12 protein-coding genes are annotated in these 11,494 nt (G+C 55.2%); 7 read left to right on the top strand and 5 right to left on the bottom strand.

Annotated features, from left to right (window positions below):
• Nucleotides 1-145: 145 nt before the first annotated feature.
• Entirely contained in the window at nucleotides 146-544 is a 399-nt protein-coding gene (locus tag OA238_RS14770) for a hypothetical protein (RefSeq protein WP_015495782.1), read from the top strand.
• Between the two features lie 60 nt (nucleotides 545-604).
• Here OA238_RS14770 and glnT read toward each other — a convergent pair whose 3' ends face one another.
• The 4 genes from glnT to OA238_RS14750 all read right to left on the bottom strand — a co-directional run bounded on the left by glnT (nucleotide 605) and on the right by OA238_RS14750 (nucleotide 4,984).
• The gene (gene glnT / locus OA238_RS14765; protein ID WP_015495781.1) at nucleotides 605-1,933 is read right to left on the bottom strand and encodes a type III glutamate--ammonia ligase; all 1,329 of its coding nucleotides are present in this window, start codon (nucleotides 1,931-1,933) and stop codon (nucleotides 605-607) included.
• A gap of 85 nt (nucleotides 1,934-2,018) precedes the next feature.
• Complete coding sequence (locus tag OA238_RS14760) at nucleotides 2,019-3,356, bottom strand: FMN-binding glutamate synthase family protein (protein WP_015495780.1); 1,338 nt, start codon at nucleotides 3,354-3,356, stop codon at nucleotides 2,019-2,021.
• Between the two features lie 12 nt (nucleotides 3,357-3,368).
• Nucleotides 3,369-4,052, bottom strand: a complete 684-nt coding sequence (locus OA238_RS14755) for a GltB/FmdC/FwdC-like GXGXG domain-containing protein (protein WP_015495779.1) — start codon at nucleotides 4,050-4,052, stop codon at nucleotides 3,369-3,371.
• 2 nt (nucleotides 4,053-4,054) lie between these two features.
• Nucleotides 4,055-4,984 (bottom strand): class II glutamine amidotransferase, encoded by a 930-nt coding sequence (locus OA238_RS14750; protein WP_015495778.1) that lies wholly within the window; start codon nucleotides 4,982-4,984, stop codon nucleotides 4,055-4,057.
• Nucleotides 4,985-5,201: 217 nt separating this feature from the next.
• On the opposite strand from OA238_RS14750, the gene OA238_RS14745 reads away from it, so the two are divergent.
• The 6 genes from OA238_RS14745 (at nucleotide 5,202) to OA238_RS14725 (ending at nucleotide 10,867) form a co-directional block, all read left to right on the top strand.
• The gene (locus OA238_RS14745) at nucleotides 5,202-6,617 is read left to right on the top strand and encodes an ammonium transporter (RefSeq protein WP_015495777.1); all 1,416 of its coding nucleotides are present in this window, start codon (nucleotides 5,202-5,204) and stop codon (nucleotides 6,615-6,617) included.
• Between the two features lie 21 nt (nucleotides 6,618-6,638).
• A complete protein-coding gene (locus OA238_RS32865) occupies nucleotides 6,639-6,809 on the top strand; it encodes a hypothetical protein (RefSeq protein ID WP_187293054.1) in 171 nt (56 codons plus the stop codon).
• 168 nt (nucleotides 6,810-6,977) lie between these two features.
• Nucleotides 6,978-8,126, top strand: coding sequence for an aminomethyl transferase family protein (locus OA238_RS14740; protein WP_015495776.1), 1,149 nt, complete (start codon nucleotides 6,978-6,980; stop codon nucleotides 8,124-8,126).
• A gap of 56 nt (nucleotides 8,127-8,182) precedes the next feature.
• Nucleotides 8,183-8,779 (top strand): dimethylamine monooxygenase subunit DmmA family protein, encoded by a 597-nt coding sequence (locus OA238_RS14735; protein ID WP_015495775.1) that lies wholly within the window; start codon nucleotides 8,183-8,185, stop codon nucleotides 8,777-8,779.
• Entirely contained in the window at nucleotides 8,776-9,738 is a 963-nt protein-coding gene (locus OA238_RS14730) for a PDR/VanB family oxidoreductase (RefSeq protein WP_015495774.1), read from the top strand. The genes OA238_RS14735 and OA238_RS14730 overlap by 4 nt, the downstream gene beginning before the upstream one ends.
• Nucleotides 9,739-9,799: 61 nt before the next feature.
• Nucleotides 9,800-10,867, top strand: a complete 1,068-nt coding sequence (locus OA238_RS14725) for a heme-dependent oxidative N-demethylase family protein (protein ID WP_015495773.1) — start codon at nucleotides 9,800-9,802, stop codon at nucleotides 10,865-10,867.
• Here the strand turns inward: OA238_RS14725 and OA238_RS14720 are convergent.
• Nucleotides 10,857-11,492 (bottom strand): helix-turn-helix domain-containing protein, encoded by a 636-nt coding sequence (locus tag OA238_RS14720; protein WP_015495772.1) that lies wholly within the window; start codon nucleotides 11,490-11,492, stop codon nucleotides 10,857-10,859. The two genes, OA238_RS14725 and OA238_RS14720, sit on opposite strands and share 11 nt — an antisense overlap.
• Between the last annotated feature and the right edge of the window lie 2 nt (nucleotides 11,493-11,494).

Genomic DNA, 11,494 nt, shown 5'->3' with positions numbered 1-11,494 from the left:
TTTGCAGATTTTGGTTTGGTCAAGTCCACAACATACCGCCCCTTAAAGTCAACTATTATTCTTGACAGTGAAGATGGTTTCTTCTTTCGCTGGCGTGGTCGTATGGCTTTGGTTTAAGGTTCGTAAATCAATCAAGGACAGCGGTATGACACTGGCAAAACCACATTTCAGTTTTTGGATCTTCGCCGCGGTAGGTTTGCTCTGGAATTTGATGGGTTGTCTGAACTACATCATGCAGGCCAACGCTGACGTGGTTGCCCAGATGCCAGAGCTGTATCAGGAGATCATCGCCGCGCGTCCGGCTTGGGCAACGGCGGCATTTGCAATCGCGGTATTTGGTGGGGCGGTCGGATGTATCTTGCTGTTGCTGCGTCGCCGCGTGGCGTCGGCTGCGTTTGTCGTGTCCCTGATCGCCATAGCCGGTCACAGCGTTTTTACGCTGCGTGTTGCAGGGGTCACGCCAAGTCTGGTTTTGGTCGTGTTGGTCGGTGTGGCTTTGCTTTGGTACAGCAGCATAGCGCGGCGTTCCGGTTGGCTTGGGTAAATCCACCAAAAAAGCCGCGCCCATCGTGACACAGGCGCGGCTTTGGTTGTATGGTCGCGATCAGATGTCCAGCGTGTGCGCCTTTTCCCAGTCAGAGAAATGACTGCAGAAATCGTTCCATTCCTGATGTTTCATCTTCAGGTACGCGGCTGAGAATTCTTCGCCCATCGCGGCCTTAAGCCCATCATCGCGGTCGTATTCGCGCAAAGCATCCAGCATGTTGAGCGGCAGTTTTGGCGCGCCCGTAACGGTGTGGCCCTCGGCGTACATATCGATATCGTGGCGTTTGCCGGGGTCGGCCTTGGACCGGATACCCGACAGACCCGCCGCGATGATAACGGCCTGCAATAAGTAGGGGTTCACCGCACCGTCCGGCAAGCGCAATTCAAACCGTCCCGGGCCGGGGACGCGGACCATATGGGTGCGGTTGTTGCCGGTCCACGTGACCGTATTGGGCGCCCACGTGGCCCCCGACATCGTGCGCGGGGCGTTAATGCGTTTGTAGCTGTTCACCGTCGGATTGGTGATCGCCGCCAAAGCAGACGCATGTTTCATGATGCCGCCAAGGAAGTGCTTGCCTTGCTCGGACAGCCCGACTTCGCCAGTTTGGCCGTCGCCTTTTCCAGCAAAAACGTTGGTTTTAGATGCAGCCCCCGGCGCGTCCCAGACCGAGATATGCGCGTGGCAGCCATTGCCCGTCAGACCCTCAATGGGTTTGGGCATGAACGTCGCGCGGTAGCCGTGCTTTTCGGCGACGCATTTTGTCATGAACTTGAAGAAGGAATGCTTGTCGGCGGTCTTGAGCGCGTCGTCGAAATCCCAATTCATTTCCCACTGACCGTTCGCGTCCTCGTGGTCGTTTTGGTAGGCACCCCAACCAAGTTCCAGCATGTAATCTGAAATCTCGCGGATCACATCGAGGCGACGCATGAACGCTTGTTGATCGTAACACGGTTTGGCAGCCGTATCGAATTCGTCACTGATCTGGTCGCCCGCAGGGGTCAGCAAAAAGAATTCCGCCTCGATGCCTGTCTTGACGTGCATGCCCATGTCAGCGGCCTGTGCAACCAGCTTGCGCAGCACGTTGCGAGGGGCTTGTTCGACATCTTTGCCTTCCATCACGCAATTGCCCGGCACCCATGCGATTTCTTTGTTCCACGGCAAAATAATCACTGCGTCGGGATCAGGTACGGCCAGCATGTCAGGGTGGGCAGGGGTCAGGTCGAGCCATGTGGCAAAGCCTGCAAACCCTGCGCCGTCTTCCTGCATGTCCGCTATTGCGCGGGCCGGAACCAGCTTGGCACGTTGCCCGCCAAACAGGTCGGTGAACGAGATCATGAAGTATTTAACGCCGTTGTCTTCGGCAAATTTCGCGAGGTCTGTGGCCATGGTGTCATTCCCTGTCGTCTCGGCGTCTGTTACGCCTTTTGGTCATAAAAAAGGGCGCATGCCGTTGCTGGCCGCGCCCTGTTGTTCAAAATCCGGTACCGGGTTTTCCAGGATACCAGTCAGTGCCCGCAAGCGGTATTTTTGCCATGGCCGCAGCTTCCATCGTCAGTGCGACCAAATCTTCTGGCTCGAGGTTGTGGAGGTGGTTTTTGCCACAAGCCCGCGCAATCGTCTGCGCCTCAAGTGTCATGACCTTGAGGTAGTTTCTGAGGCGACGTCCGCCCTCAATGGGATCAAACCGTGCCATCAATTCAGGATCTTGCGTGGTGATGCCCGCTGGGTCGCGGCCCTCATGCCAATCATCGTATGCGCCTGCCGTGGTCCCAAGCGCGTTATACTCGGCCTCATATTTGGGATCATTGTCGCCAAGGGCGATCAAGGCCGCCGATCCGATTGATACCGCATCAGCCCCCAGTGCCATGGCTTTCGCCACGTCCGCACCGGAGCGGATACCACCCGACAAGATCAGCTGAACTTTGCGGTGCATACCGAGGTCTTGCAGTGCCTGAACGGCAGGACGAATGATTGCGAGCGTTGGTTGGCCCACGTGTTCGATGAACACATCTTGGGTCGCTGCTGTGCCGCCCTGCATCCCGTCCAAAACAACCGCGTCAGCGCCCGCTTTTATGGCCAACGTGACATCGTAGTAGGGCCGCGCGCCCGCAACTTTGACATAGATTGGCACTTTCCAACCGGTAATCTCGCGCAGTTCAAGAATTTTGATCTCCAGATCGTCTGGGCCGGTCCAGTCAGGGTGACGACAGGCGGACCGCTGATCAATGCCTTTGGGCAAATTGCGCATATGCGCCACACGGTCGCTGATTTTCTGCCCGAGCAACATGCCACCGCCGCCCGGCTTGGCGCCTTGACCAACGACGATTTCAATCGCGTCTGCTTTGCGCAGATCGTCAGGGTTCATCCCGTAACGCGATGGCAGATATTGATAGACCAACTTGTCAGAATGGCCCCGTTCTTCGGGGGTCATGCCGCCGTCGCCGGTTGTTGTCGACGTGCCAGCCATCGACGCACCGCGCCCTAACGCCTCTTTTGCGGGGCCGGACAGCGCGCCAAACGACATCCCCGCGATGGTGATTGGGATGTCCAATTCAATCGGGTTTTTCGCGTGCAATCCACCGATGGTCACCGATGTTTCGCATTTCTCGCGGTAGCCTTCGAGCGGGTAGCGCGAGATCGACGCGCCCATGAACAGCAGGTCGTCAAATGACGGCAATTTGCGTTTCGCGCCACCGCCACGGATATCATAGATGCCCGTCGCTGCTGCGCGACGAATGTCGCTGTTCACATCTTGGGTAAACGTCGCGGATTGGCGTGGCGTTGTCGTGGGGATTCTAGAATCAGTCATTTAGGTCATCCCTCAATACGCGCCAGCGTTATCAACATCGAAGTTATAAAGCGTACGGGCGGACCCGTAGCGCGTGAAATCGGACGGGTCGGCGTCAAAACCGGCCTCATTCAGCAGGCCTTGCAGAATTTCGATATGTTCCGCCCGCATCTCTTTCTTCTCGCAATCCGCGCCAAGGCTTTTGACGCTGCCACGCACAAAGAACCGCGCTTCATAACAGCTATCCCCCAGCGCATCGCCCGCGTCACCGCAGACCACAAGATTGCCGGATTGCCCCATAAAAGCGGACATGTGGCCAATGTTTCCCTGCACGACGATGTTCACGCCTTTCATGGAAATTCCGCAGCGCGACGAGGCGTTGCCTTTGACAACGATCAAGCCGCCGTGGCCCGTCGCACCAAGATACTGACTGGCATCGCCGTCGATCACGATCTTGCCAGACATGATATTTTCGCCAGTTCCGGGGCCGGCGGAACCGTGGATGTTTACGGTCGCATGCTGGTTCATGCCGGCGCAGTAATATCCAGTCGATCCTTTGACGGTGACTTCAATCGGGGCATTCAACCCACAGGCAATCGCATGTGCGCCCTTGGGGTTTATGATTTCCCACGCGGTTTGGTTTGTTTGATCTGCTTGGCTATGAAGCATTTTGTTCATCTCGCGCAGGCCAGTTTCAGACAGGTCGATTGTTTGCATAATCAGGCGGCCTTTTCAGCGGAAGACGGAGCCGCATTATGGCTCCAGAAATAGACGGTCGCGGGTTCCGGTTCCCAGACTCGGGCGTTTTCAATCCCGGGCAGGTCGACGAGGGCGCGGTATTCGGACCCGAAGGCAACATATTGATCGGTTTCGGCCATGACGGCGGGCTTGCAGGCGATGGGGTCACGGACAACACCGAACCCGTCTTTGGTTCCCACAACGAAGGTAAAGAAGCCGTCAAGATCATCAAGCGAGCTTGTAAGGGCTTCACCAAGGGTGGCGCCGTTTTGCATCTGCCACGTGAGGTAGGCTGCCCCGACTTCGGTGTCATTTTCGGTTTCGATATGAATCCCTTCGCGGCGCAGTCTGCGGCGCAGCGAGTTGTGATTTGAGAGCGAGCCGTTGTGCACGAGGCACTGATCGTCACCTGTATTGAACGGATGCGCCCCCATGGTTGTTACCGCTGATTCTGTTGCCATGCGAGTGTGGCCGATGCCGTGCGTCCCGCCCATCTGCTCAATTTCAAAGCGCCTTGCTACATCTTTAGGCAGCCCCACTTCTTTGAAAATCTCAAGGCTGTCACCGCGGCTCATCACGCGGATGCCGCGGTCAAGTTTGTCGATTTCTGCGCGAGTCAGTGCCGTCTTTCCTGCTGGAATATCAAAGATGGCATGGGTGCTTTTGACGGTCATATTGACCGTACCACCAAGTGCTGATGTCAGCGCGGCATCAAGCCCCAGAAACGCTGTATCAGGGTTGTCAGATTGCACTGTCATCTTCGTGCGACCGTTTGTTTCGCCACCATAAATTGCAATGCCGGCACTGTCAGGACCACGGTCCGTCATCGTGATCAGCATGGCTGTCAACATCTCGCCCAGTTTGGGCTCAAGTGATTTGTCTTTGAGGAACAACCCTACAATTCCGCACATCGTTTTCATCCCCGACTCACAACACCCTAAGTGGTGCCAAATGATCTGATATGAAGCTACCACCAAATTCCCAGAGATCAACCATGAGGAAACTTTTTTTAACATGAGGCAAAATAATACTTTGCCAAAACGAAGTTCCATGTTTCTTTTTTTCCAGTGGCCGAGCACGAATGTGCAGGTCCGATGACAACAAATTTTCGACGTGGGGGACAAAAACGTGGAAGAACAATTAGCCGAGCTCGTGGCCAAGGTGGCCGAGTTAGAAGCAGCAGCGGGTGGTGCAGCGGTCACCAACACGATGTTTGCCGAGACTTTTTATTATCTAACGATTCCTTTGATGATCATCATTCATGCGGGCTTTCTGGCCTACGAGATGGGGGCATCACGTCTGAAGAATGTGCTGTCATCGGGTGTGAAGAACATTCTAGCCTTCGCGTTCATGATCCCGACGTTCTACTTCTTTGGCTGGTGGGTCTACTGGGGTTTCCCCACGGGTCTTCCGGGTGCACCGGGTCCGGCAGGCATTTCCGGCATTGAATACGCTAATGCCATTGCTTTGGGCTGGGGCGAAAGCGCGCAATACATGGGGCCGAACATTGCAGACCAAGCGTCGGGCGTGTTCTTTGGTGCCTTCGCGCTGTTTGCTGCGACCACCGCATCCATCATGTCGGGTGCTGTGATTGAACGCATCCAGACAGTCGGCTTCATCATCCTTGCCGTGGTCCTTGGCTCGTTTGCTTGGGTCGTTGCCGCTGCATGGGGTTGGCACGCGGATGGCTGGTTGGTCACGCGGTTCGGCGTGCATGACTTTGGCGCTGCGGGTCTTGTGCATGCGGTCGCCGGTTTCTTTGCGCTAGGTGTCCTGATCAACCTTGGGCCAAGGATCGGCAAGTTTAATGTCGACGGATCGGCTAACCACATTCCGGGCCACAATATGCCGCTGACTGTTACGGGCCTGATGCTGATTATCGTTGGCTTCTTCGGCTTTTTAATGGCCTGCGTCATTGTTCCGGGTGAGGCATGGTCATGGTTCGCAGACAAACCGTCCACGATTTATGGCACACCGATCACGTTGTCGGCCTTGTCGTTCAACATCCTGATGGCAGTCGCTGGTGGTATCATTGGCGCATGGCTGCTGACCCGTGATCCGTTCTGGATGATGTCCGGCGCGTTGGCTGGGATCATCTCGACCGCATCTGGGCTTGATATCTACTTTCCAGCTCACGCGTTCATCATCGCCTTCTCAGCGGGTCTCATCCTGAAGCCCTGTGCGGATTGGTTGGAAAACCGCGGTATCGACGATGCTGTTGGCGCCGTGACGGTTCACGGCACGATTGGTCTTTATGGTGTGGTCATGTTGGGCATCTGGGCGGGGGGCTATCCGGCGCTTCAAGGTGCTGCGGGCGAAGCCCCGACGATCAGCCTTGTGGGTCAGATCGTTGGCGCGATTGTCTTCTTCTTGTGTGGCTTCGTGCCGGGATACATCGTGTCCTACATTCTCAAGATGGTTGGCATGTTGCGTATACCGCATGGCGCTGAAATCGCTGGCATGGACCTCGTGAAAGTACCGGCTGCGGGTTATCCCGAATGGGGCGGTGACGCACCTGTTACACCCGCACATCCTGCCGAATAATGTTAGTAAAAGGAGAAACTGATGTTTCCATATTCTGAAGCAAGCTGGAGCGTTGTGGACGGTGCAATGTTCATTGGCTGGGGCACGATCCTGCCAGGCGTCACAACGTTGATTGCGGCGGCGATCTGTGTGGCAGTCCTTGTGATTGGTCAACGATCCGAGGCGGCTAAGACGAAAACGTTCGACAAGTAAGTCAGCCGCTCGAAACACATCTAACGAAGGGCCGTCGGAAACGTGCGGCCCTTTTTGTGTAAATAATTGCCTGACAGGAAAAAAAGTTGCATTAGAATGTTGCTTTTTGATGTGGGCTAGGGCTGAATACATCCAACGAGATAAGAGTCGAAAATAGGGGAAATACAAATGGCTATTCTTTGGAGACATTCCGTTCTTGGCCCGCGCCATGAAGCAATTGGCGCTGAGCTGGAAGATTGGAACGGGATGGGCACAGCCTGGTTTTATGACCACACCCCAGAGCGCGCCAAAGCCGACTATGAAGCGATTCGCACCAAAGCGGGCCTGATGGATGTGTCCGGTCTGAAAAAACTACATGTGACGGGCAAAGACGCAGCCTACGTGATTGACCGCTGCACCACGCGAAACGTAGAAAAAATCGCACCAGGTCGTGCCGTCTATGCGGCGATGCTGAACGGTGAGGGTAAGTTCATTGATGATTGTGTGATTTATCATCTCGCGGTGAACACCTGGATGGTTGTGATCGGCACCGGCACAGGCATGGAATCGCTTGTGACAGTGGCGGCTGGCAAAGACTGTTCCGTTTTGTTTGACGACGATCTGCACGACATGTCGCTACAGGGCCCAGTTTCTGTCGATCTGCTGGCGAAAGAAATCCCGGCAATCCGCGACCTTGCCTATTTTGGCATCCTGCAAACGCGATTGTTTGGGCGCGACGTGATGATATCGCGCACGGGCTACACCGGCGAACGTGGATATGAGATTTTCTGCCGCCGTAAAGACGCTGTGCATCTGTGGGACAGCATTCTGGACTCTGGCAAAGATATGGGCGTGCGCCCGGTCCAGTTCAGCACCCTCGATATGTTGCGGATTGAAAGCTATTTGTTGTTCTATCCCGGCGACAATTCCGAAACCTTCCCGTTTGACGATGAAACATGCGGTGACACGCTGTGGGAATTGGGTTTGGAATTCACAGTGTCGCCTGACAAGATCGGGTTCATCGGGTCTGAAAACCACTATGCGTCCAAGGGCAAAGAGCGGTTCAAGATTTACGGTGTTCAACTATCTGACAGTATGGCGCAGATGGATATGGGCGCGCGGGTTATGCACGACGGCAAAGACATTGGTGTCATCACCTACGGGCTAAGCTCCGAGCTTAACGATTACAGCGTCGCGATCGCACGGATTGCACCTGAAGCCGCAAAGGCAGGCACGAAACTGACGGTCGTGCAGCTTGATGGCACGGAATTGGCGGCAACGGCAGAAGAGATGCCATTCTATGACAAAGATAAATCGATCCGTACCGCGAAGGGCTGATCTGACACGGGCGCGGGGACAATCCTTGCGCCCAACCGCGTTGCAAAAGGACACCCATGTCGAAGTTTACCTTCCCCGAAAGTATCCGCAGCCGTCCGGTTTATGGCACGCTTGAACTGCGCGCGGGGGCGGCGCATTTGTTGATTGCGGACGCACATGGCGCAGAAGCGATCTTAGATGTGGCGACCCCCGCCATGATGGCAAAAGCGCACATCATCTACATACCCAAGGGGGAGCCTTTCGAGGACAAGCTGCGCGCGCTTAAACCTGCACAGTTCTATTCTGGCCCGACTTACAGCGCTGCCGAACAACGCATTCATAAGGCGTTCGCCGATGCAAAAATGGGTCTACAGCTTTATCTGTCTGGTACCGAAGGCGTGATCGGGCAGGCGCAGCACGCCGCCATGCAGGCGGGCATTCCGCACACCGCGATCCAAACCGAACACCGCGGATCCACTGCGCGGCGGATGCAGTGCGTGCATTGCAAAGGCATCACCGAAGACGTGGAAGTCGACCCGTTTCAATGTGCACACTGTGGGCTGCACCTATTCGTGCGCGACCATTATTCACGCCGTCTGGCCGCCTATCAAGGTGTGTGCATCGACGCCGAAGATCCGGGCAATGTACCCGCACCCAAAGGATTATACGAATGAGCGGGGCCGAGAAAATCGCCGTCACTGTGACGGATATTGTGCCGCTGAATAATCTGGTGACACGGTTTGAATTCAAACGCACCGATGGTGGGCTGCTGCCGACTTTTTCAGGTGGTGCGCATACAGTTGTTGAGATGCGTGATGGCGACATAACTCGCATGAACCCGTATTCCCTGATGTCCGATCCAATGGATCAAACTGCCTACACCATTTCTGTACGCCGCGACGACGAAGGTCGCGGTGGTTCGCTGTTCATGCACAATAACGTCAAGGTTGGCGATCGAATGGTGGTCAGCAATCCCGTCAACTTGTTCAGCCTTGATCTGCGGGCCAAGAAATACCTGTTTCTGGCGGGCGGCATCGGAATAACGCCATTCCTCGCGCAGATAAAACAGCTGGAACGCTTTAACGGAAATTGGGAACTGCATTATGCCTGCCGCAACGCAGCACTCGGGTCATATGTCGATGAATTGACGGATCATTATCCAAACGCAACGCATGTCTATTACGACGACAACGATCAACGGATTGACCTGGTGAACTTACTGGACGGTCAACCGCTTGGCACGCATATTTACGTTTGCGGCCCCAAAGGAATGATCGATTGGGTGCGCAAGACGGCGGCTGGTGAAGGCTGGCCGCGCGAAAGCATTCATTACGAGGAATTTCTTGCGCCGCAATCAGGCAAGCCGTTTGAAGTCAAACTCGCGGTGAGCAACATCGTCATCCAAGTCGGTGAACAAGAAAGCCTGCTCGAAGCGATTGAAAGGGCAGGGGTTGACGCACCGTATTTGTGCCGTGGCGGTGCCTGCGGACAATGCGAAACGCGGGTCATTGATTACACTGGCAATTTCATTCACCGCGATCATTGGCTGGACGACGCAGAACACGCATCCGGTGACAAGATCATGCCGTGCGTGTCACGATTTGAGGGCAAGATCCTCGTTTTGGATCGGTAGCGCGTCTCAACCCAAGAACAGCGCAGCAATATTGAACAAGTTGCGGCGGCAGGAGAAAACAATGACGATTCAATTCCACGACGAAACCTTCCGCGGCGATTACTCGTTTAAAAATTCCGATTGGGCGATCAAGCGGTTCCCGTTCCCGTTCCACGAAGACAGCTATATGTATTCCGTAAACATGGAACAGCATCGTGGCGGCCCGGACGGGTCGATTTATGAAAAACGGTTCGATGTGGATGAACATTACGTTTCTGAAATGCGAGACCGTGCGATGGTGCTGGCCGATGATCCGCTGCGCTGTCAGTCGTTGCCGCACATGACGCTGGCGGGATGGGATCTGTTGGAACTGATCATGGTGTCCAAGTCCGAGGATTATCCTGACCTTTTTGAATTGCACCGCAACGGCGACAAATGGCGCTGGGTAAACAAGCCCATGGGCATTGATGACAGCTTTACCTTTTTGGACGAAGCGACGTTGCCATACGGCCCAATGGAATACATCACCCGCCAGACACAGGGCGATTTCTGCGTTTTGGATCAACGGGATGACAACCTGTGGATGGATGCGGGTATGATCACCACGCAGGCTGATTGGTCTCTCGATTTTGATATCGGGATGAACTTTTTCGAATGGCACGCGCCGGTGCCGCTGGCGCACGAAAAGGGTATTTTTGTGCGCGCGTTGAAGTTCCTGTTAAGCATCCAGCAGGGCGCCCCCGCGCGGCGGTTGAACTGGACGATGACGGTCAATCCGCTGCTCGATACCTCGCCCGAAAACTACCACAAATGGGGCATCCAAAAGACGAGCGTTACGCCCGAAAATATCGGCGCGAAACAGCACTTGCGTGTGGAATTACAGACGTTCTTTCGCCTGCCTCGTTCAAACGCGCTGGTGTTCCCGATCCGCTGCTATCTGTGTTGCTTTGACGATTTAATGTCGGTGCCAAAATGGGGCCGCCGACTGCACCGTGTGATCCGAGACCTGCCAGAAGAATTGGCGACCTACAAAGGCTTCATCGATAACCGACCGATGATGCTGGACTATCTGTCAGCGTTTGATGACGGACAGCCGACATCCATGGGGATCTGGCCGGATCGTGACACAGAACCGCCGCTTAAGACTTAGCGTTCTGCGGGTAGCTAATGATTGATAAGTAGCGCGCGGGGAGGGAGACAAGACCGTCCGGCCCGTGCGGCGCATTGGCGTCAAAGAACAGCGTGTCGCCCGGTTTTAAGGGATAAACGTTGTCGCCGTGGCGGTAATCCACCTCACCCTCAAGCATATAGATCGTCTCAATGCCGCCGTGCTGGAACGTCGGGAACACGTCGGCTTCGTTGGACAATGTGATCAGGTAGGGTTCCACGATCACGCCACTTGCATTTGACCCGATATGGCCAAGCAATTTGTACTGGTGGTTGGCGCGCGTGCCTTCCCGTTCCAGTTCAACGCCTTCGCCCGCTTTTGTGTGGACTGCCATCCGCTTTTCTTCAAATCCCCGAAAAAATGAGGTGAGGGGGACTGCGAGCGCGTGCGCCAGCGTCTGCAACGTCGTCAGTGACGGCGACGTGATGCCGTTTTCAATCTTGGATAACATGCCAATCGACAAGCCTGTCGTCGCAGAAAGGTCTGCAACGGTGATTTCTTGTTTGCGGCGAAACGCGCGAACTTCACGTCCAATCGCAACCTCGAGAACTTTTTCACGGGTCTCGCGGGTTCGGTGTGGATCTTGCTGAAGCGAGGTTACTGACATGA

The organism is Octadecabacter arcticus 238, from assembly GCF_000155735.2.
Taxonomy (GTDB): Bacteria; Pseudomonadota; Alphaproteobacteria; order Rhodobacterales; family Rhodobacteraceae; genus Octadecabacter; species Octadecabacter arcticus.
The sequence above is the reverse complement of the archived record's forward strand: the minus strand, read 5'-3'. Positions and strand labels throughout refer to the sequence as shown.

Bases quoted from the DNA above. Each gene is read 5' to 3' on its own strand.
- OA238_RS14770 (WP_015495782.1), top strand. From the start codon at position 146: ATGACACTGGCAAAACCACATTTCAGTTTTTGGATCTTCGCCGCGGTA.
- glnT (WP_015495781.1), bottom strand. From the start codon at position 1,933: ATGGCCACAGACCTCGCGAAATTTGCCGAAGACAACGGCGTTAAATAC.
- OA238_RS14760 (WP_015495780.1), bottom strand. From the start codon at position 3,356: ATGACTGATTCTAGAATCCCCACGACAACGCCACGCCAATCCGCGACG.
- OA238_RS14755 (WP_015495779.1), bottom strand. From the start codon at position 4,052: ATGCAAACAATCGACCTGTCTGAAACTGGCCTGCGCGAGATGAACAAA.
- OA238_RS14750 (WP_015495778.1), bottom strand. From the start codon at position 4,984: ATGTGCGGAATTGTAGGGTTGTTCCTCAAAGACAAATCACTTGAGCCC.
- OA238_RS32865 (WP_187293054.1), top strand. From the start codon at position 6,639: ATGTTTCCATATTCTGAAGCAAGCTGGAGCGTTGTGGACGGTGCAATG.
- OA238_RS14740 (WP_015495776.1), top strand. From the start codon at position 6,978: ATGGCTATTCTTTGGAGACATTCCGTTCTTGGCCCGCGCCATGAAGCA.
- OA238_RS14735 (WP_015495775.1), top strand. From the start codon at position 8,183: ATGTCGAAGTTTACCTTCCCCGAAAGTATCCGCAGCCGTCCGGTTTAT.
- OA238_RS14730 (WP_015495774.1), top strand. From the start codon at position 8,776: ATGAGCGGGGCCGAGAAAATCGCCGTCACTGTGACGGATATTGTGCCG.
- OA238_RS14725 (WP_015495773.1), top strand. From the start codon at position 9,800: ATGACGATTCAATTCCACGACGAAACCTTCCGCGGCGATTACTCGTTT.
- OA238_RS14720 (WP_015495772.1), bottom strand. From the start codon at position 11,492: ATGTCAGTAACCTCGCTTCAGCAAGATCCACACCGAACCCGCGAGACC.